Source organism: Coriobacteriia bacterium (genome assembly GCA_013334745.1).
Classification (GTDB): domain Bacteria; phylum Actinomycetota; class Coriobacteriia; order Anaerosomatales; family JAAXUF01; genus JAAXWY01.
The window spans coordinates 187,716-212,354 of the sequence record JAAXWY010000001.1; the positions used below are offsets into that span (position 1 = coordinate 187,716).

Genomic DNA, 24,639 nt, shown 5'->3' on the forward strand with positions numbered 1-24,639 from the left:
GGAGCCCGTTGGCGGCCCGGTTGCTGCCCGCCGTGCGTCTGCTATACTCCTCAGGCTCTTAATTCACAGGCTCGTGGACTCTGACGCGAAGGTGCCGCTTCACTGCGGTCGCAGTCAGGGGAAGAAGCGACGCCGAGGACGAACCGAACATGGAGGTACTTTGTTATGCCCGTAGTCAGCATGAAGAACCTGCTCGAGGCCGGTGTGCACTTCGGCCACCAGACCCGCCGCTGGAACCCGAAGATGAAGCCCTACATCTTCACCGAGAGAAGCGGCATCTACATCCTCGACCTGCAGCGCACGCTGCGTGAGCTCGAGATGTCCTACAACTTCGCGCGTTCCATCGCCGGTCAGGGCGGCTCGGTGCTGTTCGTCGGCACCAAGAAGCAGGCTCAGGAGCCCATCCAGTCCGAGGCCGAGCGCAGCGGCATGCCCTACGTCAACAACCGTTGGCTCGGCGGCATGCTCACCAACTTCGTCACCATGCGCAGCCGCGTCAAGCGCATGGTCGAGCTCGAGAACATGGAGCTTGACGGTCGCATGGCCACGCTTCCCAAGAAGGAGCAGCTGCTTCTCAAGAAGGAGCTCGGCAAACTGCAGGCGAACCTCAACGGCGTTCGTGACATGAACGAACTGCCGCGTGCGATCTTCGTGGTCGACACCAAGCGCGAGGACATCGCGATCAAGGAGGCGCAGCGTCTGCGCATCCCGATCATCGGCCTGGTCGACACCAACGCCGATCCCGATGACGTCGACTTCGTCATCCCGGGTAACGACGACGCTATTCGCTCGGTCGGCCTGATGTGCCGCGTCATCGCGGATGCCGTCATCGAGGGTCGCGGCGGGGATATCCCGGCGTCGGCCGCGAACGTTCCCGTGGTCGTCGCCACCGAGACCGAGGTTCCCGTCGTCGTCGCTGCTGCCGAGGAGACCGCACCTGCGGTCGTCGCCGAGGAGTGCGTCGAAACCGAGAGCCCGGCTGCCGCTATCGCCGAAGTCGCGGAAGCCGCTGCAGAGCCCGCTGCCGAGTAGAGGCGGCACCGCACCACCCACATACGACACCCCGATTTCCTTTAGAGGAGGAATCGTTCATGGCAGAGATCACCGCTAGCATGGTCAAGGAGCTGCGCGAGTGCACCGGCGCAGGCATGATGGAGTGTAAGAAGGCGCTTGTGGAGGCCGAGGGCGAGCTCGAGACCGCCATCGACATTCTGCGCACCCGCGGCCTGGCCGCGCTTGCCAAGAAGGCCGGCCGTGCCACCAACGAGGGCACCATCGCCTGCTACGTCTCGGATGACTCCCGCGTGGGTGTGCTCATCGAGGTCAACTGCGAGACCGACTTCGTGGGTACCAACGCGACGTTCACCGGCTTCGTCTCGCAGCTCGCTGAGATTGTCGGCTCCGAGAACCCCGCCGATGTCGAGACCCTGATGGGCCTTGCCGTCCCTGGTCGCGACGTCAACGTCGAGGGCCTGTTCGGCGAGATGGTCGGCAAGCTCGGCGAGAACATGGGCGTCGCCCGGTTCGTCCGCGAGGAGATCGGCGGCAACGGCGCCGTCGCGACCTACATCCATGGCGGTGGCAAGATCGGCGTCATGGCGACCTTCTCGTTCAGCAACGCTGACACCGCCGGCAATCCCGCGTTTCAGACGTTCGCCAAGGACGTTGCGATGCAAATCGCCGCTTCGCAGCCGATGAACACCAACCGCGACGAGATCGCCGCCGACGTCGTCGAGCACGAGCTCGCCATCTACCGCGCGCAGGCCGCAGAGTCTGGCAAGCCCGAGGCCATCCAGCAGAAGATGGCGGAGGGTCGCCTCGAGAAGTTCTACAAGGAGGTCGTGCTCACCGAGCAGGTCTTCGTGAAGAACCCCGACATCACGGTCTCGCAGTACGCTGCCGAGACCGGCAAGGCGCTTGGCGACACCCTTGGCGTCGTCGGGTTTGAGCGCTTCGTCCTCGGCGAGACCGCCGAGTAGTCATCGCTGCACTTCGCGGGGCGTCTTGACGCTCCGTTGACACACGGGTCGGCACCGCCACGTGCCGGCCCGTGTGCTGTATTCTGTCTGAGGCGCCCGTGTCGGGCGTCGACGCCGCACCACGATGAGGAGGGGAGTGTCCGTGCCCGAGGAATACCGGTTTCGCCGCGTTCTGCTGAAGCTCTCAGGTGAGGCCCTGATGGGCGACGCAGGATACGGCATCGACCCGAAGGTCCTCGACTCCCTGGCCAAGCAGCTGCGGATCGTGCAGGAACACGATGTCGAGATCGCCATCGTCGTCGGTGGCGGCAACATCTTCCGCGGGCTCGCAGCGTCCGCCAAGGGCATGGATCGGGCACAGGCCGACTACATCGGGATGCTCGCCACGGTCATGAACTCGCTCGCGCTCCAGGAAGCCATGGAGCGCAACGGGATCTTCACGCGGGTCATGAGCGCCATCGACATGCAGGCCGTCGCCGAGCCCTACATCCGCCGCCGCGCGATCCGCCACCTCGAGAAGAAGCGCGTAGTCATCTTCGCGGCGGGCACCGGCAACCCGTACTTCACCACCGATACCACTGCCGCACTCCGTGCACTGGAGATTAGCGCCGAGTGCATCATGAAGGCGACCAAGGTCGACGGAATCTACGATGCGGATCCCAAGACGCACCCGGATGCCGTGAAGTTCGACGAGCTGACCTACATCGACGTGCTCAAGCGCAATCTTCAGGTCATGGACTCAACGGCGATCTCGCTTTGTATGGACAACGCGCTGCCAATACTCGTCTTCAACATGGAGACCGACGGCAACATCCGCCGCGCCCTTGCCGGCGAAGCGGTTGGAACGATTGTGAGAGGGGACGACCGATGACGACGAACGCCATCATCTCGGACACCAATGCGCACATGGACAAGACCGTGAAGGCGCTTGCGCATGAGTTCGGCTCAGTGCGCACCGGCCGTGCGTCCGGCGCCGTTCTCGACGGCATCAAGATCGACTACTACGGCACACCCACGCCCATCGCCCAGATCGCCGGCGTCAAGTCGCCTGAGCCGCAGATGCTGCTCATCGAGCCGTGGGACAAGACCGCACTCAAGGCCATCGAGCACGCCATCCAAGCGTCCGACCTCGGCATCACGCCAAGTAACGACGGCTCGGTCATCCGACTTCCGTTCCCGCCGCTGACCGAGGAGCGCCGCAAGGACCTCGTCAAGCAGTGCAAGCACTATGCAGAGGACGCCAAGGTCGGCGTACGCAACATCCGCCGTGACGCGAACACCAAGCTCGAACGCGCGCAGAAGGACTCGGAGATCTCCGAGGACGACCTTCGCCGCGCCGAGGGCGAGATCCAGAAGCTGACCGACGCGCACACCAAGGCGATCGATGAAGCCTTGAAGCGCAAGGAAGCCGAGATCATGGAGGTCTGAGGGTGACACCCTCCGACTCTTCCCGAACAGCGTTCTTCAAGAACAAGCGATCGGTGTCGCTGCTCGCCGAGTTCGACCCATCGCGGGCGCCCTCGCACGTCGCCGTCATCATGGACGGCAACGGTCGCTGGGCCTCCAAGCGCGGGCTTCCGGCCATCGCAGGGCACAGCGCCGGCGCCAAGGCGGTTCGCGAGGCGATCGCATCGTGCATCGAGCTTGGGGTCGACTACCTCACGATCTACTCGTTCTCCTCGGAGAACTGGAGCAGGCCTGAAGACGAGGTTTCCGGGCTGATGCGCCTGTTCATCGAGGTGCTCGAGCGTGAAGTCGGCAACCTCATGAAGATGAACGTGCGAGTCGAGATCATCGGCGAGCTCGATGAGGTCCCCACAGCCACGCGCGAGGCGTTCGAGCGCGTTCGGGCGGCGACCGCCGGTAACGGCGGGCTGACCCTCGTCGTGGCCCTCAACTACGGGGCGCGGTCAGAGATCGTCGCTGCCGCACAGTCGCTTGCCCGCTCCGTCGCCGCGGGCGAGATCTCCGCCGAGCAGATCGACGACGCGGCGTTCTCGGCAAGGCTCACCACCGCATCCATTCCCGATCCCGACCTCCTCATCCGCACGAGCGGGGAGTGGCGAATCAGCAACTTCCTACTGTGGCAGATCGCCTACAGCGAGCTGTGGATCACCAACGTGCTGTGGCCTGACTTCGGTCGCACCGAGATGCTGCGCGCAGTCGTCGAGTACCAGAAGCGCGACCGACGGTTCGGGGGGCGCTGATGGAAGACCTGAAGACGCCATTCGGCGACGTGCAGGTCCGTGAGCCCGAGGGCATCAAGCCGGTCCGGCTCGCCAAGCGCATCATCACCGCCGGCTTGTACGCCGCAGTCGTGCTTGCTGCGGTGTGGTTCGGGCGCTACTCGACCGGCATCGTGTTCGGGATCATGGCCGCGGTGGCAGCCTCGGAGTTCTACGCGATGGAGCGCCGGGAGTCGCGCTTGCCCAACGAGATGTTCGGCGTGGTGGCTGCGGGCCTCATGCCGCCCGCAGCAGCGCTGTGGGGCATGTCAGGGCTCATCGCCGTGGCCACGGCGTTGATCGCCGCATCGCTCGCGTGGCACGTGCTGTTCATGCGAGTGCGCACGGCAGACACCGCCGTCACCGTCTTCGGGGCGCTCTACACCGGTTTTCTGCTTTCGTACCTGGTCCTCATCATCAGCCAATACGCCGCGGGAACGCTGCTCGCGTTCACGGTGGTGCTCAGTGTCTGGGCTAACGACTCGCTTGCGTACCTACTGGGCTCGCTGATCGGGCGTCACAAGATGGCGCCCAGGATCAGCCCCAAGAAGTCGTGGGAAGGCTTCGTGGCGGGCGTTCTGGGCACGCTTGTCGTGTGGCTGGCGGTGCCCACCATCTATCCGCTCATCTTCCCGAACCATCCCGAGGCCGGCTTGACGGTCCCGTGGGCGATCGTGACCGCACTGGCGGTTGGCATCGCCGTCATCATCGGCGACCTGGCCGAGTCGCGCATGAAGCGCGAGGCCGGCGTGAAGGACTCGGGCAACATCCTGCCGGGACATGGCGGGTTCCTTGACCGGCTCGACTCGCTCATCCTCGTATGCCTCGTCGCGTACTGGATGCTGTGGTGGGCGGGGGTGACGCTCGCATGACGCAGCGCCTCAAAGTCGCAATCCTCGGCTCGACGGGCTCGATCGGTCGCCAGGCGCTTGACGTGGCGTCCGTTCACGCTGACCGCATCGAAGTCGTCGCACTTTCCGCGCACGGCAGCGACGCGCTCGTACTCGAGCAGGCTCGCGCGCACGGCGTCGAAAACGTGGCGCTCGCCTCTGAACCGGCGGCTCTGCGCGCTCGGGCGGCTGTTGTCGCGGGTGACCCGTTCACCGAGATACTCGCCGGACCCGAAGCGGTCGTCGAACTCGCTGCGCACTCCGGCGCCGACGTGGTGCTCAACGCGCTCGTGGGCGCCGCGGGGCTTCGCGCATCCGTGGCAACGCTCACCGCCGGCAAGACGCTCGCGCTGGCGAACAAAGAGTCCCTCGTCGTCGGGGGCGAACTCGTCATGGCGCTTGCCGCGCCTGGGCAGCTCCTTCCCGTCGACTCAGAGCACTCGGCCATCTTTCAGTGCTACGTGGGCGAGTACGCCGATGATGCGACCCGCATCTGGCTCACCGCGTCGGGTGGACCCTTCCGCGGTCGCGACCGCGAGTTCCTCTCAACGGTCACGGCCGCCGATGCGCTTGCACACCCCACCTGGACCATGGGGCCCAAAATCACCATCGACTCCTCGACGCTCATGAACAAGGGCCTTGAGGTCATCGAGGCTCACCACCTGTTCGGTGTGCGCTTCGACCAGATCAGGGTGGTCGTCCACCCTCAGAGTTGCGTGCACTCGATGGTCGAGTTCGCCGATGGCAGCGTCAAAGCTCACCTCGGCGCCACGGATATGCGCATCCCTATCCAGTATGCATTCAGCCACCCGCGCCGGTGGGATGCGCCGCTCGAGCCCGTGGACTTCACCAAGATCGGCCATCTCGACTTCGCCGACCCTGATTCGGACACGTTCGGCTGCCTTCGCCTTGCGCTCGCCGCTGGGCAGGAGGGCGGTACGCTGCCCGCAGCGATGAACGCCGCCAACGAGATCGCTGTTGCCGCGTTTCTGGCGGGTGAGTGCGGGTTCCTCGATATCGAGGGCACCGTCGAACGCGTGATGGACGCCCACACCGGCGAGAAGCTCACGTCCATTGAGCAAGTCGAGGCGGTTGATGCATGGGCCCGTGCAGCGGCCAAGGATGTACTTGCTGTGAAGTAGCAGCCACTGGCGCGCGGTTTGCACCGCAACCTGCGCGCTGCCGGTATCGTGCGCACCCTGTTGTCACGCCTGAGGAGTTACCTGCATGAACGAGGCACTCTCCGCCATTCTCTGGGGAATCCCGACCTTCTCGCTACTCGTGCTTCTACACGAGGGCGGCCACTTCGCGGTGGCCAGGATGTTCGGCATCAAGGTCCATGAGTTCATGCTCGGCCTTCCGGGGCCGGCCATCCGCTTCCGCGGTAAGAAGACCACCTACGGCGTGACTGCTGTGCCCTTGGGCGGCTACGTTCGCATCGCCGGCATGGAGCCCGGTCCCGAGGATCCGCTCATGGCCGACGCGCTGGCCTACATCACGCGTCTGGGAACCGGCAACTCGGCCGGGTTGTCCTATGCGCTCGACATCGACGTACGGCGCGCCGATACGCTTCTTGCCACGCTCGCTGACTGGGACGCAATCACCGTCGATGAGACCGATCCCGACAACTACGTCGCCAAGGCGCCGGTCGAGGACGCTGAGCGGGCCGCAGAACTACTCGCCGAGGTCCGCACACACGTCTACCGCGGACTGCCGGCGTGGAAGCGCATCGCGATCCTCTCGGCGGGTGTGATCGTCAATCTCGTCGCGGCGCTACTCGTCTTCGTAGTGCTGCTCGCCGCAATTGGCGTTCCGATGCAGTCGCTCACGCTCAAGGACGTCACCAAGGGCAGTGCGGCAGCCAAGGCCGGCATCGTCGCCGGCGACACCATCGTCGCGCTGGATGGGAAGCCGCTGGCCGACTGGCAGCAGCTGCTCGAGACCCTCGGCGCGCACAAGCCCGGCGACGTCATCGCCGTGACATACGCGAGCGGAGAAACCCAGCGCATCGCAGTCGCCACGCTCGGCAAGAACGAGACCGGTGGGCCTCTGCTTGGTGTCGTCGCGTCGATGAACAACGTGCGCAGCTCGGTCCCCGAGGCGTTCAAGGAGTCGATGACGTGGATCGGGATGGTGTTCGTCGCCATCGCAGGGTTCTTCAACCCCAACACGTTCCAGGCCACCGTGTCGCAGTCCTCAAGCATCGTGGGGGCGTCGGTGGAGGTCGCTCGCGCTGCCGAGGCTGGCCCGCTCTACTACGCGTGGATCGTTGCGCTGCTCTCACTGTCGCTCGGCGTCATCAACGTGCTGCCCATCCCGCCGCTTGACGGAGGCAAGATCGCACTCGAGATCATCGAGCGCATCGCCGGCAGGCCCCTGCCGCGCAACCTCTCCATCGGCATCTCTGCCGCGGGTGCGCTCATGCTGTTCGGGCTCATCGGCTATCTTATGTACTCGGACATCCTCCGCTACGTGGTTAGTGGCGGGTAGCACGCGCAAGCAGAGGGGGAGCGCTCGATGAACCGCCGAGACACCCGCGCGGTATCGGTCGGAGGCGTGGCGATGGGTGCGGGTGCGCCTGTCGTCGTGCAGTCGATGACGAACACCGATACGCGTGACGTCGCGGCCACGCTCGCCCAGATCGAGCGGCTCGCGGATGCGGGTTGCGAGGTCGTACGAGTCGCGATCGCCCGCAAGGATGCCCTCGAGGGGTTCGGGCAGGTCGTCGCAGGCTCTCCGCTTCCCGTCGTCGCCGACATCCACTTCGACCACACGCTCGCTATCGAGGCCGCTCGTCTCGGTGCGGCGAAGCTGCGGATCAACCCCGGCAACATCGGCGACGTGAGCCGCGTCGACGCCGTCATCGAAGCCGCCGGTGAGGCGGGAATCCCGATCCGTATCGGCGTGAACGCCGGTTCGCTCGCCGAGGAGTTCCACGACCTCGACTGGCCGCTTGAGCGCAAACTCGCCGAGAGCGTCGTCGCATTCACGCGCCATTTCGAGTCACGCGGCTTCACCGACATCGTGCTGAGCGCCAAGGCGTCGAGCGTCAACGCGTGCGTCGCGGCCTACCGTCTCCTCGCCGATGAGACCGACCATCCGCTGCACATCGGTATCACCGAGGCCGGGACGGCGTTCTCGGGCACGATCAAATCGAGCGTGGGGCTGGGAGTGCTGCTCTCAGAGGGCATCGGCGACACGATGCGCGTCTCACTGACCGCCGACCCGGTCGAGGAGGTTCGCGTCGCCTGGGAGATCCTCTCGGCGCTCGACATCAGGCGGCGCGGTCCGGAACTGGTGAGCTGTCCCACGTGCGGGCGTTGCGGAGTCGATCTGATCCCCATCGCCGAGGAGGTCGAGGGGCGGCTTCAGGGGCGTAGCTCGGCGCTCAAAGTCGCGGTCATGGGCTGCGTCGTCAACGGACCCGGCGAGGCGCGCGAGGCCGACATCGGCGTCGCCGCGGGCCAGGGTGTCGGCGTCATCTTCGCCAAGGGCGAGACGGTGCGAAAGGTGCCTGAAGCGCAGATCGTCGACGCCTTGTTCGAGGAGATCGACAAGCTCGACGCGCGCTAGGCGACCGGACCGCTCCAAAGCGACACGCCGCGCTGCTGCGTCTCTTGGTATCCTTCCGTGTGCACACCAACCGATACGGAAGAGGCATCGATGACCGTCGCCCTGCGCATGAGCTCGCTCTACGTCCCCACGCTCAAGGAGGATCCGGCCGAGGCGGAACTCGCCAGCCACCGCCTTCTGCTGCGCGCCGGCTTCATCCGCAAGAACGCTGCGGGCATCTACAGCTTCCTGCCACTGGGGTGGCGCTCCCTGCACAAGATCGAGCAGATCGTACGCGAGGAGATGGACGCTGTCGGCTCGCAGGAGATCATGATGCCGGTCGTCCAGCCCGCCGAGCTGTGGCACGAGTCGGGCCGCTGGGACGTCTACGGGCCCGAGCTCGCACGCCTCACGGACCGCCACGGTCGCGAGTTCTGCCTCGGGCCGACGCACGAGGAGATCGTCACCTCGCTCGTGCGTGCCGATGTGCGCTCGTACCGCGAGTTGCCACTGTCGCTCTACCAGATCCAGGTCAAGTTCCGCGACGAGGTCCGTCCGCGATTCGGCCTTCTCAGAGGCCGTGAGTTCATCATGAAGGACGCCTACAGCTTCCACTCCACGCAGGAGTCGCTGCAGGTCCACTACGACGAGATGAGCGCTGCCTACGCGCGCATCTGCGAGCGCTGCGCGCTGGACTTCCGCCCGGTCGAGGCCGACTCGGGCCAGATCGGCGGCAAGGTGACGACCGAGTACATGGCCCTTGCCGAGAACGGCGAGGCCGAGCTCGTGTACTGCGGTTGCGGATGGGCTGCCGACGTCGAGGCCGCCGAGACGGTCGTGCCGCGCACCCCGAGCGTCACCGAGCCCAAGCCCATGGAGCGCGTCCACACACCCGAGATCCGTACAATCGCCGAGCTCTCCGAGTTTCTCGGCATCAGCGACCACGACACCGTCAAGACGATGGCGGGCAAGACGGCCGAGGGTCGCCTCGTGTTCCTGCTCGTTCCCGGTGACCGCGAACTCAACCCGATCAAGGCCAGCAACCTCGTTCCCGGTCTCGAGCTGCTCGAAGAGGCCGATTTCGCAGCCTTCGACATCCCCAAGGGCTCACTGGGCCCCGTTGGCGTCAAAGAGGGCACGCTGGTCATCGCCGACGTCAGCCTCAAAGACGACGTCTCGTGGGGAATCGGCGCCAACGAGGACGACTACCACTTCGTGCACGCCATGCCCGGCCGTGACTTCGAAGTCGAGACGTGGGCCGACATCGTGCTCGCGCAGGCAGGTGACGTCTGCCCTGCTTGCGGCGGGACGCTTCAGGCCGCGCGCGGCATCGAGGTCAGCCAGGTGTTCCAACTCGGCACCAAGTACTCCGAGTCGATGGGCGCCACCTTCACCGACGAAGACGGCTCCGAGAAGCCGTTCATCATGGGCTGCTACGGCGTGGGCGTGAGCCGCACGCTGGCGGCCGTCATCGAGCAGTACAACGACGACAACGGCATCGTGTGGCCGGTCTCGGTCGCACCGCTTGAGGTCGCCGTGCTCCCGCTCATGGCCGAAGGCGAGGTCGCCGACGTCGCACTCGACATCTTCGAGAAGCTCGCTGCTGCAGGCATCGAGGTCGTCATCGACGATCGTGACGAGCGTGCCGGCGTCAAGTTCAACGACGCCGACCTCATCGGCTGGCCGTATCAGGTCGTCGTGGGCAAGAAGGGACTCGCCGAGGGCGTCATCGAGTTCAAGACGCGCGCCACCGGAGACCGCATCACCATTCCGCTCGATGAGGCTGTCGGTCACGTCCTGTCCCTCGTCACAGCAGAGCGCGCACGCTTCGCGCACTAGCGCGCGCAGGCCCCGCGAGCACGCTTGGCGCGTTTGCCGCGCCCGTGCTCTGTGGTAGAATCGCCACCGCACGTGAAACATGCCGTCTCTTGCGAGAAGTGGGCTTACGCTCGCTTCTTTTGTTCTGCGGACAAGGAGGTGACCAGGAATGACCAAGAACGACCGCATTGCGCACGTTACCGCTGCTCTCGAAGCTGAGGCCGCGTCGCACGGATTCGAGCTCGTCGCGATAGAACAGACGGGTGGGAAGGGCGTTCCGGTCCTTCGGGTGCTGCTGGACCGCGAAGGCGGTATCACCCTCGATCAGGTCGCCGAGGCCAACGAGTGGGTATCGGAGCTTCTTGATGCTCAGGAGCCGTTCTCGGGACCCTACACGCTCGAGGTCTCCTCACCCGGTGTCGACCGGCCGCTCGTCAAGCCGGCCGACTTCGTACGCTTCGCAGGCGAGGACGTGCACATCAAGACCGCGGCGAGCGAGAGTCGTAAGTCGTGGCACGGCGTACTCATCGGCATGGAAGGTGACGACATCGTCATCGACGTCGAGGGAGAGCGCGTGACCATTCCGTTTGACACGGTTCAGAAGGCGCGCCTGAAAGGCGTCGTCGACTTCGGCAAGGGAAGGGGAGCAGTCTAGATGAGCTCCGATCTGATGTTGGCCCTCAAGGCACTCGCACAAGAGAAGAACATCGACGAGTACGAGATGCTCGATCGCCTCGAGGCGTCGCTCGCCGGCACCTATCAGCGTCTGCTCGACCTCGACAACGAGACGCGCGTGCTCATCGACCGCGAGAGCGGCCGTATCTACGTCTACGAGCGCGTTCCGGTGGGTGAGATCGACGAGGAGACCGGCCTGGCCGAGTCCTACGACGAGCAGGACGTCACGCCGTCCGACGTCTCGCGTATCGCTGCGCAGGCCGCCAAGAACGTCATCGGCTCGATCATCCGCGACGCCGAGCGCGAGCGGATCTTCGGCGAGTACGCCGATCGTATCGGCGAGTCGGTCACCGGCACCGTGCAGCAGAGCGATTCCCGCTTCACGCTCATCAAGCTGCGTGAGGGCGTCGAGGCGCTTCTGCCCCCCGCCGAGCAGCCCAACAACGAGCGCTACGACCACAACCAGCGCCTCAAGGCCTACATCATCGAGGTCCGCCGCACCGCGTCGGGCAACGAGCCGGCCATCGTCGTGTCCCGCACCCACCCCGGTCTCATCCGCCGCCTCTTCGAGATCGAGGTGCCCGAGGTCTACGACGGCATCGTCGAGATCAAGAGCGTGGCCCGCGAGCCCGGTATGCGGTCCAAGGTTGCCGTCGCCAGCCGCGAGAGCGGTCTGGACCCGGTCGGCGCGTGCGTAGGCCCCAAGGGCAGCCGCGTGCGCATGATCGTCAGCGAGCTTCGTGGCGAGCGCATCGACGTGGTGCCGTACTCCGAGGACGCATCGACGTTCGTCGCCAACGCGTTGTCGCCCGCCAAGGTCGACCGTGCGCTCATCGACGAGGACACCCATACCGCGACGGTCATCGTTCCCGACGACCAGCTTTCGCTCGCTATCGGCAAGGAGGGCCAGAACGCCCGCCTCGCCGCCAAGCTCACCGGCTGGCGCATCGACATCAAGAGCTCGTCGATGGCCGCCGAGGCCGGAATCGTCATCCCGCAGACCGCCCACAAGGCGGCGACCGAGGAGTTCGACGGTCGCTGCGTAGCGGTCACCTCGACCGGCGTGCGCTGCCGCAACCAGGCGCGCCCCGGCAGCTTCTACTGTGGTCTTCACGACAAGGAGGCGGCCGCCGAGTGATGAAGCCGCGCAAGGTGTCCAACCGCACGTGTGTAGCGTGCCGCGCTTCGGATGAGAAGCGTTGGTTTGCGCGGGTCGTCCGAACGCCCGATGGCCACGTGGTCGTCGATGCCAGTGGCAAGGCGAACGGCCGGGGAGCGTACCTGTGCGCGAAGCCTGAATGCTTTGATGTGGCGCGGCAACGCCGCCGCCTCGACTCGGCACTGAAGGTGAACTTGCGAGATGACGACTACGACCGGTTGCGACGAGACTTCGAGAAGCTGCTCGGCACATCGCCGGATGAAGCAGCAGGGACGGTGACGCAATGCCCGCAATGAGAGTTCACGAGCTCGCCAAAGAGTTCGGTATGTCCTCCAAGGAGCTGCTCGACAAGCTCCAGGAACTGAAGATCCCGGCCAAGAACCACGCGTCGACGCTTGTCGAGGCGTACGTGGACAAGATCCGCAAGTCGCTCGGCCCGGAAATCGCCGAGCGTCAGGCGGTCGTCGCCGAGGAGAACGCGAAGCGTGAAGCCGAGGAGGCCGCCAAGGCCGCTGCCGAGGCCGCTGCCAGGCGTGCCGAGGATGACGCGCGCCGTAAGGCCGCCGAGGAGGAGCGTCGCCGCCGCGAAGAGGAGCAGAACGCCCGCGCCGAAGCAGCGCGTCAGCGTGCCGCAGCCGAGGCTGAGCCGCCCGCACCGGTCGTCGTCGAGCCCGTTGTCGAGGCTCCCGCCAAGAAGGCGCCCAAGGCCAGGCCGGTCGAGGTCGTAGCCGAGCCGGTCGCAGAAGTCGCGCCCGTGGAGGTCGTTGCCGAGGTCGTCGCCGAGCCGGTCGCCGAGGTCGCTGCGGCGCCAGAGCCCGCCACTACCACCAAGCCGTCGCGTCACGCCGATCTCGAAGCGGCGATCGCGGCTGAGCGTGCCCGCCTCGAGTCCGAGGAGGCTGCGGCCCTCAACAAGGAGGAAGAGGACCGCTACCGCCAGATGGCGCAGCAAGCCGAGGAGATCCAGCGCAACAAGGTCATCGAGGAGGCCAAGGCAGCAGTCGCCGCGGCCGCCACCGAGGGCTCGCGCAAGAAGAAGAAGCACAAGAAGCCCGCCGGAGAGGAAGTCGAGGAGGCCGCACATCACGCAGCGGCGACCACGACCGACCTGCCGATGGGCGGCGACGCCGTCACCATCACCGAGGGTGTCACGGTCGGCGACTTCGCCGACGCACTCGGTGTTCCGGCCAACGACGTCATCAAGCGCCTGTTCATGCTCGGCTCGCCGCTCACGGTGAACCAGCCCATGACGCGCGATACCATCGAGATCATCGGCGAGGATCTTGGCCGCGAGGTCAACATCATCTCGCCCGAGGAAGAGGCCACCGTCCAGTTCGTCTTCCACGACGAGCCCGAGGACCTCAAGACCCGTCCGCCGGTCGTCACCGTCATGGGTCACGTCGACCACGGCAAGACGTCGCTCCTCGACGCCATCCGTGAGACCGGCGTCGCCGCGACGGAAGCCGGCGGCATCACGCAACACATCGGTGCTTCGGTCGTGAACAAGAACGGCCGCCACATCACCTTCATCGACACCCCGGGTCACGAGGCGTTTACCGCCATGCGTGCCCGTGGTGCCAACGCCACCGACGTGGTCGTGCTCGTCGTGGCTGCCGACGACGGCGTCATGCCGCAGACGGTTGAGGCCATCCACCACGCGAAGGCCGCCGGCGTGCCGATCATCGTCGCCGTCAACAAGATCGATAAGGACGGCGCGAATCCCGAGCAGGTCCGCCAGATGCTCACCGAATACGAGATCGTGCCGGAGGAGTGGGGCGGAACCAACATCTTCGTCAACGTCTCCGCCAAGAAGCGCATCGCCATCGATGACCTGCTCGAGATGATTCTGCTTCAGGCCGACATCCTCGAGCTCAAGGCGAATCCGGACGCGCTTGCGAGCGGTATCGTCATCGAGGCCAAGCTCGACAAGGGCCGCGGTCCTGTCACCACCGTCCTCGTCCAGCGCGGTACGTTGCGCGTTGGTGACGCCATCGTCGCCGGCACGGCCTACGGTCGCGTCCGTGCGCTGGTCAACCCGCTCGGCGAGAACGTCGACACCGTCACCCCGGCCGAGCCGGTCGAGATCCAGGGCCTCGCAAGCGTGCCGAGCGCCGGTGACGAGTTCCGCGTGTTCGCCGACGAGCGTGACGCCCGCAACGTCGCCGAGGAGCGCGCACTGAAGCTCCGTACGTTGGCGCAGGGCAAGCAGAAGACGCACGTCTCCCTCGACGACCTCTTCGCCCGCATCTCCGAGGGCGAGCTCAAGGACCTCAACCTGGTCGTCAAGGCCGACGTCCACGGCTCCATCGAAGCCCTCAAGGACGCGCTGGACAAGATGGACCAGACTGAGGTGCGCATCAACGTCATCCACTCGGCTGTAGGTGCGATCTCCGAGAGCGACGTGCAGCTCGCCGACGCATCCGACGCCATCATCATCGGCTTCAACGTTCGCCCGCAGCCCAAGGCCAAGGCGCTCGCCGAGCAGGAAGGCGTCGACATCCGCCTGTACCGCGTCATCTACCAGGCCATCGAAGACATCAACGCCGCGCGCGTCGGACTCCTCGCTCCCGAGTTCCACGAGGAGGACACCGCCCGCGTCGAGATTCGCGAGCTGTTCCGCGTACCCAAGCTGGGCGTCATCGCCGGTTGCTACGTGGTCGACGGCGAGATCAACCGTGACGACAAGATTCGCATCGTGCGCGACGGCACCATCATCCAAGACGGCACGATCCACTCGCTGCGTCGCTTCAAGGAAGACGTGAAGTCCGTGCGACAGGGCTTCGAGTGCGGTATCGGCATCGAGGGCTTCCAGGACTTGAAGGAAGGCGACATCATCGAGGGCTACAAGATCATCGAAGTCGCCCGGGAAGCGTAAGGACTGAACCATGAAGACGACCCCCAACAGCCGTCGGCTCAACGAGACAGCGCGCGAGATAGTCGCATCGATTCTCGTCTCTGAGGTATCGGACCCCAGGCTTGACCTTATCACCGTCACCGGTGCTGAGGTCAGCCCGGACCGGTCGATGATGTCGGTCTATGTGAGCACCGACCCCGACCGCTACGACGAAGTACTCGCCGGACTCGAGTCGGCCAAGGGCCGCATCCGCAGCCTGTTCGGCTCCGCTATCAGCTGGCGCGTCACCCCCGAGGTGCGATTCTTCATCGACGAGTCGGTCGACTCTGGTATGCGCATCGAGGAGGCCCTTCGGGCCGTGCCGCCGTCGCTTGCCGCCGAGCGTGCAGCCGGCTCCGACGAGTCGGATGCTCCTGAGGTCGACACCGCTGACGGCGGGGGCTCCGCCGAGGCGGGGGAGGCGTAGGCCCGTGCAGGCCGCCTACCACCACGCGCTCGTCGCACTGAGGCGCGCGTCGTCGGTGGTGCTCTGCGCCCACGTGCGTCCTGACGGCGACGCCATGGGCTCGGTGCTCGCGCTCACGCTCGCGTTGCGGGACAACGGTATTCCCGCCGTTCCCACGCTTGCGCACGGCGCCACACCACCGTCGACCTACAAGTTCCTGCCCGGCTTCTCGTTGTTCGTGCCCGCGCACGACCTCGAGGCGCCGCAGGTCTTCATCGCGCTCGACACGCCGGTCATCGATCGGCTCGGCGATGCCGGCAAGCTCGCCAAGGCCGCCGAGACGGTCATCATCATCGATCACCACCCCGACACTGATGAGTTCGGCTCGGTCGTGGTGCACGAGCCCGACGCAGCTGCCACAGGCCAGATCGTGTGGAACCTCATCAAGGTGCTCGACACGCCGCCGCGCACCGAGGTCGCGCAGTGCTGCTATGCGGGGCTCGTCACCGACACGGGGCGCTTCTGCTACGACAACACCACAGCGGCCGCGCTCCATGCTGCCGCCGAGATGGTCGAGGCAGGCGTCGATCCCGCTGAGATGGCGGTTCGCATCTACCAGAGCCGCTCGGCGGCTTCGCTCGCCATCGAGAACCGCGCGATGTCGCGCCTGACCATCACCAACGGTGGCCGGGTAGCCTACGCGTGGGTCGACGACGCCGACTTCGCCGAGATCGGCGCACTTCCCGAGGAGGCCGAGTCGCTTCCCGACGCGGTGCGTGTCGTCGAAGGCGTCGACGTCGCGATCCTGCTGCGGCAGGCCGGCGGCGAGGTGCGCGGCAACCTGCGCTCGAAAGCGGGCTTCAACGTCTCCGAGGTCGCCAAGCACTTCGGCGGTGGGGGACACCGGGCCGCGTCCGGCTTCACCTTCTCAGGCACCATCGACGAGCTTCTCCCGCAGCTACTTGCGCTCATGCCCGGCGGCGACGCTGCGTGAGTGCCCGCAGGGGCGACTCGGGGCTCTCGGGAGTTCTTGCGATCGATAAGCCGCAAGGCATGACCAGCCACGACGTCGTGAACCGGGTTCGCCGCATCATGGGGGAGCGGCGGGTAGGCCACGCCGGCACCCTCGATCCCATGGCCAGCGGCGTATTGGTGGTGCTCGTGGGGCCGGCTACGCGGCTCGCACCCTACCTCACCGCAGCTCACAAGGCCTACGAGGCGCGCATCGACTTCGGCGCAGAGACCGACACTGACGACGCCGATGGCCGAGTGACCGCAACGGCACCGATCCCGCACGAGGCAAGCGACCCGTTCGCAGCGGCCGCGTTCGTGGCGTCGCTCGTGGGGACGCACGAGCAGGTTCCGCCTGCATATTCGGCGATTAAGCGCGACGGCGTGACGGCGTACACTGCCGCGCGCAAAGGCGAAGCGATCGAGCTGGAAGCGCGCACCATCGAGGTCGCCGAGGCGAGACTCATCGCCGTCGAGACACAGCCGCCGTCCTGGACGGTCGAGTTCGGCGTCTCGAAAGGCACCTACATCCGGGCGCTCGCACGCGACATCGGCCGGGCACTGGCCAGTGCGGCACATCTCGGTGCATTGCGACGCACGCGTTCGGGCGCCATCGACGTCAGCCAGACGCTGACCCTTGAGGCCCTCGGAGAACTCGCCGCACCCGCCGAGGCGTTCGTCGACCCGCTCGCCGCACTCGGCGTGCCCGCGGTCGATGTGAGCGCCGAGACCGCGCAGGCGATCGCGCACGGCAAGTCGCTTGCGCTCGATGCGCTTGCGGACGCAGGCCCGCAGCGGCGTGAAAGTCCCATCGCACTCACGCGCGAAGGCCGCCTGCTCGCGCTCTACGCTGCGGGCGACGACGTCGCACGCCCGCTCGTTGTCCTGCCCAACGGTGTGGGAGGTGTCGCGTGAGCCCGATCTTCTACGAGGATTCGCTCGGCGAGAAGCTCGCCCGCAAGGCGACCGAGGCGATGGATGCGGCGCACGAGGAGAATCTCGACGAGATCGAGGACCTTGGCGAGCTGGAGCGCGCGGAAGCAGCAGTACGTGGCGTCGATCCGCAGGCGGATTACGAAGCGCTCTCCGAGGACCGGGTTGTCGTGTTCGGCCCCACCAAACTCTCGGGCATCCTCGACGTCGCCGGCTTCAACGCACGGCTCATCGCGATGCCGCTCGATTCCGAGGGGATTGCGTACGCGTGGGACCCGTACCCGCCCGAGGAGATGCCCGGCACGGCCACGCCGGTCTACCACGCGGTCGACCGGCCGTTCTCGCTGCTTGTGAACGCGGAAGACGAGGACCGAGCGCGAGCGCTGCTGACGGCGAACGCGGGTTCGTCGGGACTCGCGGGCTTCGTCGCAGAGCCGCAGCGCACTCCCGAGGCCGCCGCGACCCGTCGCCGGTTCTCGGCCACCACGTTCATGCTGCTCTACGGCCTCGGCCTCATCGTCGCGATTCTCGGCGCGCTGTGGGCGGGGCTGCAGGCGCTCGGCGTCATCAAGTAGGATAGCGTCGCCCCCGAAACGGAGTCCCATGCCTGCACGAATCGTCACCTGGTCTCAAGACACAGCCAATCTCGGACCCGCGGCCGTAGCCGTCGGCGTCTTCGACGGCGTGCACGTCGGCCATCAGGCGTTGCTCGCCGATACGGTCGCCGACGCTCGCGAGCGCTCGATCGCCGCCGTCGCCGTCACCTTCGACCGCGATCCGGACCAGGTCGTCTCGCCTTCAACCGCAGCGCCTCAGCTGCTCACCCTTGCCGACAAGCTCGACTGCATCGCCGAGACTGGCGTCGACGTCATCCTCGTGGTTCCTTTCACGCCGCTTCTGGCCGAGCTTGCACCCGAGTCGTTCGTCGACGGCGTGCTGCTCTCGGCGATGGAGCCGGTCTCGGTACACGTGGGTCGCGACTTCCGCTTCGGAGCGCGGGCCGGCGGCACGGTCGACACGCTCTCGCGCCTGGGCGCGTCCCGTGGCTTTCAGGTGCGCCCGCACGACCTCATCGAGTCCGGTGGCGAGCCGGTCACCTCGACTCGCATCCGTGGCCTCGTGGCTGCAGGCGACGTCGCGGCCGCCGGCGAGCTGCTGTGTGTGCCGCCTCGCGTGAGCGGCACGGTGCACCGCGGCAGGGGAGAAGGCGTCAAGCTCGGCTTTCCCACGGCCAATGTGGCACCGGTGGCCTTCGCGGCGCTCCCCGCCGACGGCGTCTACGCCGGTCGCGCGTTGCTGGAGAACGGCCTGGACTGGGCCGCCGCGATCTCGGTCGGCACTCCGCCGACCTTCCCTGAGGCCCGCGACCATCTCGAGGCGCACCTCGTCGACTTCGAGGGCGACCTGTACGACCAGCAGATCACGCTCGAGTTCGTCGAGCGGCTGCGTGACCAGCAGGCGTACGCGTCGCTTGCGGACCTTACCGCCGCCATCGCGGCCGACGTCGAAGCCACGCTCGAGATCGCAGGCTTCGACGATGAGGCGACCGACGGTGACGCTGCCGACGCGACTCTCGGCATGCTTGAGACCGCCACCGATGAACTCGTCGACGACCCTGCCGCACTCGATGCGGCGGAGGATGCAGCGCGCACCATCGTCGCGTGGCCGCCCAACCCCGACGACGAGCTGGTCGTGCTCTTCAACGACCTGCCTTACGATCCCACGCGTCTCGGCGAGATCGATGCGTTGCTACGCTCGGTGGGTATCGAGCCGGTCTGGTCGCCGTACCCGCCGCAGGATGCGGTGCTCATGCGCCTCGGCCTGCTCGGGGAGAACCGCTTCCGTGTGGAAGTGTGGAACTCGTGCATCGCCGAGGCCCGCGCCGCGCTTCAGGAGAGCGACTCGGCTCGCTGACGGTCACACTGAGCGACGCAGGCGTTTGGAGACACCCGGCACCGTGTGTGTGCTATACTCCGACGGTTGTTTGAAGCTACCCCTGCCTTAGAGGTTCGATTCCACCATCGGCCATCCCGGACAGGGGCGAATCCACGTGAAAGGTGGACTGCAATGCCGCTTCCCAAGGACGTAAAGGCCGGCATCATCGGCGAGTACAAGCGCGGTGAGACCGACACCGGTTCCGCCGAGGTTCAGGTCGCTCTGCTCACGCAGCGCATCCGTGACCTCACCGAGCATCTCAAGATGCACAAGAAGGATCACCACACCCGCCGTGGCCTTCTCAAGCTCGTCGGTCAGCGTCGTCGGATGCTGAACTACCTCAAGAAGAGCGACATCGAGCGCTACCGCGCAGTCGTCGCCCAGCTCGGGATTCGCGGGTAATCACAGTCGCACTGGGGAAGGCGGGGGCTCACAGCTCCCGCCTTCTTCTTGCAAGAGGGCACCGTTGCTTCGCGGTGCGAGCCCAAGGACCGCAGACGCGGAACGGGTACAAGAGGATGCGGGCGCACAGAGGCGCACCGCGAGAAGCGAGGCCGATACACATGGGGTGTACGGTCGTAGAAGAGGGAAGAAGAGAGATTTATGGCTAAAGTAGTAGAGACGTTTGAACTGTACGGCAAGGAATACACCCTCGAGACCGGCGAGTTGGCCAAGCAGGCCGGCGGCGCCGTTCTTGTTCGTCAGGGTGAGTCCATCGTGCTGGTCACCGCCACCGCGTCGAAGTTCCCGAAGGATCTGGACTTCTTCCCGCTGACGGTCGACTTCGAGGAGCGCATGTACGCCGCCGGCAAGCTGCCCGGCGGCTTCATCAAGCGCGAGTCCCGCCCGAGCGAGAAGGCCACGCTCACCGCACGCATGATCGACCGCCCCATCCGCAGCTCGTTCGCTGACGGTTTCCGCAACGAGGTTCAGGTCATCGCGACCGTGCTTTCCGCGGACCAGGTCAACCAGCCCGACGTCATCAGCATCATGGGCGCCTCGGCTGCCCTGCTTGCTGCCGGCATCCCGTTCGAGGGCCCGCTGGCCGGCGTTCGCGTCTGCCGCAACACCGAGACCGGCGAGTTCATCGTCAACCCGAGCTTCGATGAGGCCGAGGATTCCGATCTCGACCTCGTGGTCGCCGGTTCCAAGGACGCCGTCTACATGCTCGAGGCCGGCGCTCAGGAAGTCACCGAAGAGGACATGCTCAAGGCGATGATGTTCGCTCAGGAGGCCATCGGTGCGTTCTGTGACGTGCAGAACAAGTTCCTCGCGCAGATCGAGATCACCCCGATGGACGTCAAGTTGCAGACGCTGGACGAGACGCTCAGGGACCGCATCTTCACGGCCGGTGCTGACAAGATGAAGGACGCACTCCATAACGCCGACAAGCACGCTCGGATGGCGGGCGTTCAGGCCGTCAAGGACGATATCCTCGCAACCTTCTCGGAGGATGAGCTCGCCGCTCAGGGCAAGGACATCAAGGGCCTGCTCAAGCAGCTCGAGAAGAAGACCATGCGCACGATGGTGCTCACCGAGGGCGAGCGTGCCGATGGCCGCAAGCTCGACGAGGTCCGTCAGATCACGACGACCGCCGGCTACCTGCCGCGCAGCCACGGTTCGGGCCTGTTCACTCGCGGTCAGACCCAGGTTCTCTCGGTCCTGACTCTGGGCATGCTTTCCGAGTGGCAGCGCATCGACACGATCGACGTGTCCGAGGGCAAGCGCTACCTGCACCACTACAACTTCCCGCCGTTCTCGACTGGTGAGACGGGCTTCATGCGTGGCCCGAAGCGCCGCGACATCGGTCACGGTGCGCTCGCCGAGCGTGCGCTCCTCCCGGTCATCCCCGAGGAGAACGAGTTCCCGTACACGATCCGCATCGTCTCCGAGGTCCTCGAGTCCAACGGCTCGAGCTCCATGGGTTCGGTCTGCGGCTCGACGCTCGCGCTCATGGACGCCGGTGTGCCGATCGCGGCGCCGGTCTCCGGTATCGCGATGGGTCTCATCAAGGAGGGTGACGACGTCGCCATCCTGACCGACATCCAGGGCCTCGAGGACTTCCTCGGCGACATGGACTTCAAGGTGGCTGGTACGCCCAAGGGCATCACCGCCATGCAGATGGACAACAAGGCCAAGGGCCTGTCGCTCGAGATCCTCACCAAGGCGCTCATGCAGGCCAAGGAAGGCCGTGCGTTCATCCTCGGCAAGATGATGGAGTCCATCGAGACGCCTCGCGAGGAGATGAGCAAGTACGCGCCGCGCATCATCACGGTCAAGATCCCGACCGACAAGATCCGCGACGTCATCGGCTCGGGCGGCAAGGTCGTCCGTGGCATCCAGGAAGAGACCGGCGCCCAGATCGACATCCAGGAAGACGGCACGATCTACATCGCGTCGCGCGACCTCGGTGGCGAAGAGGCCGCTCGTCGCATCAAGGCCATCGTCAAGGAGCCGGAGATCGGCGAGGAGTACCACGGCCGCGTCGTCTCGATCCAGGCGTTCGGCGCGTTCATCGAGCTCATCCCCGGCAAGGACGGCCTGCTGCACATCAGCCGAGTCGCCCAGGGTCGCGTGGGTAAGGTCGAAGACGTGCTGGCCGTGGGCGACGAGGTCCACGTCAAGATCATCGACATCGACGATCGTGGCAAGGTCAGCCTCGACCGCCTCGACAAGCCGCCGGCGCCGGAAGGCAGCGCTTCGAGCGCTCCCGAAGGTGACCGCGGTCCCCGCCGAGACGATCGTGGCCCGCGCCGCGACGGTGGCGGCGGAGATCGTAAGCCGCGTCGCCAGCACTAGGCGGAACGGCGCGAGTGAGCGCACATCCGTCCGCGCGAGCGGTGGAGCGTGCTCGCAGAGGTGCCGTGCTCAGACAGTCCTCGCTTCGAAGGCCGCCCGGATGGGCGGCCTTCTTGCTGCGGAACTGCGCCGGCACCCCCGCCACGCCCACTCCACCGCCAGCACTAGGGCGCGGCGCTTCGCGCGCGCCGGCGACCCGCGGGCTAAGGCGCGGGCTTCTGATCTCCTTGAGTGGGTATTGATACTAGGCAACAACCCTCGCTGACTCGACCAGAAGGAAGTGCACGCAAATGGCATCCATCAAGCAGAAGATCGTGCCGATGTTGTGGTTCGACACGCAGGCCGAGGAGGCCGCGGCGTTCTACGTGTCTGTGTTCGAGGACGCCGAGGTCCTGCGCGTCAGCAGGTATGGGGAGGGCGCGCAGATGCCCTCGGGGACGGCACTGACAGTCGAGTTCACGCTCGCGGGACAGCGGTTCACGGCGCTCAACGGCGGACCGGTGTTCACGTTCACCGAAGCTGTGTCGTTCGTGGTGGACTGCTCCACGCAGGAGGAGGTCGACCACTACTGGGACCTGCTCGGCGAGGGTGGGCCTGTCGAGGCGCAGCAGTGCGGTTGGCTCAAGGACAGGTTCGGGCTTTCGTGGCAGATCGTGCCCAAGCAGCTCGGCGAGCTGATGAGCGATCCCGACCCAGTGAAGTCGCAGCGCACCATGGCGGCGATGCTGCAGATGACGAAGCTCGACATCGCCGAGTTGCAGCGCGCGCACGACGGGACGTAGCACGCCCACATCCTGCGATAACGTGAGCGCGGTAAGGATTCTGTCAGACCGTCGCGCTACGGTCGGCGTGTACGCACGCCTTCCAGGAGTGAGCGACGAAGCGATGCCCCCGAAACGGCTGCTCGAACTCATGCGCGACGAACTCCGTGCCCGTCACTACAGCGCGCGGACCGAAGAGGCTTACTGCATGTGGGTTAAGCGCTACGTGCGCTTCCACAAGATGCGGCATCCAGCGGACATGGGGGCGACTGAGATCAACGAGTTCCTCACCTACCTCGCAGTGGAGGAGAAGGTCAGCTCATCCACGCAGAACCAGGCGCTTTCGGGGTTGCTGTTCCTGTACCGCTACGTGTTCGGGTTCGATATCGGTGACGTCGGCGACGTGGTTCGCGCGCGCAAGAGCCAGCACGTGCCGGTGGTGCTCACGCGCGAGGAGGTCCGAACAGTGCTCGCCGAACTCGAGGGAGAGTCATGGCTGATGGCGTCGCTGTTGTACGGCGCCGGGCTGCGACTCAACGAGTGTCTGCGACTACGGGTGCAGGACATCGACTTCGAGCGTGGCGAGATCACGGTGTGTAGCGGCAAGGGCAACAAGGATCGAGTGACGATGTTGCCCGAGCAGCTCAAGGCACCACTGCGTGAACAGCTGCTCCATGCTCAGGCTGTGCACAGGCTCGACCTCGAAGCTGGCTGGGGCCGCGTGGTGTTGCCCGAGGCGCTCGAACGCAAGTACCCGAGCGCGCCTGCTGAATGGCGCTGGCAGTGGGTGTTCCCGCAGCAGAACAGGTGGCGCAACCGCACCACCGGCCAGCAGGGGAGGCACCACGTTCACGAGACAGTGCTGCAGCGGGCGGTCAAGGAGGCGGTGCGCCGATCAGGAGTCGCCAAGCGGGCGGGTTGCCATACGTTCCGGCATTCGTTCGCGACGCACCTGCTCGAGGCCGGCTACGACATCCGAACGATCCAGGAGTTGCTGGGGCACAAGAGCGTGAACACGACGATGATCTACACCCACGTGCTGAACAAGGGCGGGCAAGGGGTGCGCAGTCCGTTCGACAGGTTGTAGCCTGCCGCTTCGGCTTATGCAGACTGCGTTCCTTCGTTACGCAACGTGTCGTCCGTGCGTGGCATACTTGGGGAGGGGGTTCTTCGTGTCGCGTCTTTCGACGCCCCATCGATGGGTCCCCAGACTGCAGATACATTGTTAGAACGAAGCTACCTGCACCTCATTGGGTTCGTCAGGCGGGGGAACGGTGAGGCGGGGAGTTCGGATCGGCTCGGAAGCGTGGGGGAACGTGAGTCTCTTGTCCTGGACCGGCGCTTCGACGTCGGGCTGATGGACCCTCCGCCTCAGCGCCGGTGTCATTTGGTCCCGGCAGTCTGATCCGTTTGGTGGCTGCGGCGCTCTGTTCTAACAAAGGCATCGAGCAGAGCGCAAGGGGATAGAATCGGCAGGGAAGGCATCGGGCGCCTGCTCATGCCTAACACGTTAGACAGACGGGGGGTTGAGATTGAGCACTCGCATCGAGGAGTTCCGGCGTCATGTCTGGGATCTTCTCGAAGTCACAGAAGATGAGGCAAC

23 protein-coding genes are annotated in these 24,639 nt (G+C 65.8%); all 23 read left to right on the plus strand.

All coding sequences use genetic code 11. The annotated features are described in order from the left end of the window. Positions 1–165 precede the first annotated feature (165 nt). Positions 166–1,032: a 30S ribosomal protein S2 gene (gene rpsB / locus HGB10_00895; protein NTU70371.1), complete on the plus strand. Its 867-nt coding sequence runs from the start codon at positions 166–168 to the stop codon at positions 1,030–1,032. A 59-nt stretch (positions 1,033–1,091) separates the two neighbouring features. Continuing rightward, complete coding sequence (locus HGB10_00900) at positions 1,092–1,979, plus strand: elongation factor Ts (GenBank protein ID NTU70372.1); 888 nt, start codon at positions 1,092–1,094, stop codon at positions 1,977–1,979. A gap of 142 nt (positions 1,980–2,121) precedes the next feature. Further along, positions 2,122–2,850 carry a UMP kinase gene (locus HGB10_00905; protein ID NTU70373.1) on the plus strand — a complete coding sequence of 243 codons (729 nt, stop codon included), beginning with the start codon at positions 2,122–2,124 and terminating at the stop codon, positions 2,848–2,850. Next, on the plus strand, positions 2,847–3,407 hold the full coding sequence (gene frr / locus HGB10_00910) for a ribosome recycling factor (protein NTU70374.1): 561 nt from the start codon (positions 2,847–2,849) through the stop codon (positions 3,405–3,407). The genes HGB10_00905 and frr overlap by 4 nt, the downstream gene beginning before the upstream one ends. A gap of 2 nt (positions 3,408–3,409) precedes the next feature. After that, positions 3,410–4,186 carry an isoprenyl transferase gene (locus HGB10_00915; GenBank protein ID NTU70375.1) on the plus strand — a complete coding sequence of 259 codons (777 nt, stop codon included), beginning with the start codon at positions 3,410–3,412 and terminating at the stop codon, positions 4,184–4,186. After that, a complete protein-coding gene (locus tag HGB10_00920) occupies positions 4,186–5,076 on the plus strand; it encodes a phosphatidate cytidylyltransferase (GenBank protein NTU70376.1) in 891 nt (296 codons plus the stop codon). The genes HGB10_00915 and HGB10_00920 overlap by 1 nt, the downstream gene beginning before the upstream one ends. Then, positions 5,073–6,236: a 1-deoxy-D-xylulose-5-phosphate reductoisomerase gene (locus HGB10_00925; protein ID NTU70377.1), complete on the plus strand. Its 1,164-nt coding sequence runs from the start codon at positions 5,073–5,075 to the stop codon at positions 6,234–6,236. The genes HGB10_00920 and HGB10_00925 overlap by 4 nt, the downstream gene beginning before the upstream one ends. 85 nt (positions 6,237–6,321) lie before the next feature. Further along, a complete protein-coding gene (locus tag HGB10_00930; GenBank protein ID NTU70378.1) occupies positions 6,322–7,584 on the plus strand; it encodes a PDZ domain-containing protein in 1,263 nt (420 codons plus the stop codon). 27 nt (positions 7,585–7,611) lie between these two features. Further along, positions 7,612–8,667: a flavodoxin-dependent (E)-4-hydroxy-3-methylbut-2-enyl-diphosphate synthase gene (gene ispG / locus HGB10_00935; GenBank protein ID NTU70379.1), complete on the plus strand. Its 1,056-nt coding sequence runs from the start codon at positions 7,612–7,614 to the stop codon at positions 8,665–8,667. Positions 8,668–8,757: 90 nt separating this feature from the next. Further along, positions 8,758–10,485: a proline--tRNA ligase gene (locus HGB10_00940; GenBank protein ID NTU70380.1), complete on the plus strand. Its 1,728-nt coding sequence runs from the start codon at positions 8,758–8,760 to the stop codon at positions 10,483–10,485. 148 nt (positions 10,486–10,633) lie between these two features. After that, positions 10,634–11,119 carry a ribosome maturation factor RimP gene (locus tag HGB10_00945; protein ID NTU70381.1) on the plus strand — a complete coding sequence of 162 codons (486 nt, stop codon included), beginning with the start codon at positions 10,634–10,636 and terminating at the stop codon, positions 11,117–11,119. Further along, positions 11,120–12,277 carry a transcription termination/antitermination protein NusA gene (nusA, locus tag HGB10_00950; protein ID NTU70382.1) on the plus strand — a complete coding sequence of 386 codons (1,158 nt, stop codon included), beginning with the start codon at positions 11,120–11,122 and terminating at the stop codon, positions 12,275–12,277. Beyond that, positions 12,277–12,594, plus strand: a complete 318-nt coding sequence (locus HGB10_00955; GenBank protein ID NTU70383.1) for a YlxR family protein — start codon at positions 12,277–12,279, stop codon at positions 12,592–12,594. Before nusA ends, HGB10_00955 begins: the two co-directional genes overlap by 1 nt. Further along, positions 12,582–15,173 carry a translation initiation factor IF-2 gene (gene infB / locus HGB10_00960; protein ID NTU70384.1) on the plus strand — a complete coding sequence of 864 codons (2,592 nt, stop codon included), beginning with the start codon at positions 12,582–12,584 and terminating at the stop codon, positions 15,171–15,173. Before HGB10_00955 ends, infB begins: the two co-directional genes overlap by 13 nt. Positions 15,174–15,183: 10 nt before the next feature. Continuing rightward, on the plus strand, positions 15,184–15,618 hold the full coding sequence (gene rbfA / locus HGB10_00965; GenBank protein ID NTU70385.1) for a 30S ribosome-binding factor RbfA: 435 nt from the start codon (positions 15,184–15,186) through the stop codon (positions 15,616–15,618). Positions 15,619–15,622: 4 nt separating this feature from the next. Next, positions 15,623–16,591, plus strand: coding sequence for a bifunctional oligoribonuclease/PAP phosphatase NrnA (locus tag HGB10_00970; protein ID NTU70386.1), 969 nt, complete (start codon positions 15,623–15,625; stop codon positions 16,589–16,591). Beyond that, entirely contained in the window at positions 16,588–17,523 is a 936-nt protein-coding gene (truB, locus tag HGB10_00975) for a tRNA pseudouridine(55) synthase TruB (GenBank protein NTU70387.1), read from the plus strand. The genes HGB10_00970 and truB overlap by 4 nt, the downstream gene beginning before the upstream one ends. Next, positions 17,520–18,116, plus strand: a complete 597-nt coding sequence (locus tag HGB10_00980; GenBank protein ID NTU70388.1) for a hypothetical protein — start codon at positions 17,520–17,522, stop codon at positions 18,114–18,116. The genes truB and HGB10_00980 overlap by 4 nt, the downstream gene beginning before the upstream one ends. Positions 18,117–18,144: 28 nt before the next feature. Further along, a complete protein-coding gene (ribF, locus tag HGB10_00985) occupies positions 18,145–19,455 on the plus strand; it encodes a riboflavin biosynthesis protein RibF (protein ID NTU70389.1) in 1,311 nt (436 codons plus the stop codon). A gap of 153 nt (positions 19,456–19,608) precedes the next feature. Beyond that, positions 19,609–19,878: a 30S ribosomal protein S15 gene (gene rpsO / locus HGB10_00990; protein NTU70390.1), complete on the plus strand. Its 270-nt coding sequence runs from the start codon at positions 19,609–19,611 to the stop codon at positions 19,876–19,878. Between the two features lie 201 nt (positions 19,879–20,079). Further along, positions 20,080–22,275 carry a polyribonucleotide nucleotidyltransferase gene (locus HGB10_00995; GenBank protein NTU70391.1) on the plus strand — a complete coding sequence of 732 codons (2,196 nt, stop codon included), beginning with the start codon at positions 20,080–20,082 and terminating at the stop codon, positions 22,273–22,275. Positions 22,276–22,565: 290 nt separating this feature from the next. Beyond that, complete coding sequence (locus tag HGB10_01000; GenBank protein NTU70392.1) at positions 22,566–23,057, plus strand: VOC family protein; 492 nt, start codon at positions 22,566–22,568, stop codon at positions 23,055–23,057. 103 nt (positions 23,058–23,160) lie between these two features. Next, positions 23,161–24,123 (plus strand): integron integrase, encoded by a 963-nt coding sequence (locus HGB10_01005; GenBank protein NTU70393.1) that lies wholly within the window; start codon positions 23,161–23,163, stop codon positions 24,121–24,123. Positions 24,124–24,639 lie beyond the last annotated feature (516 nt).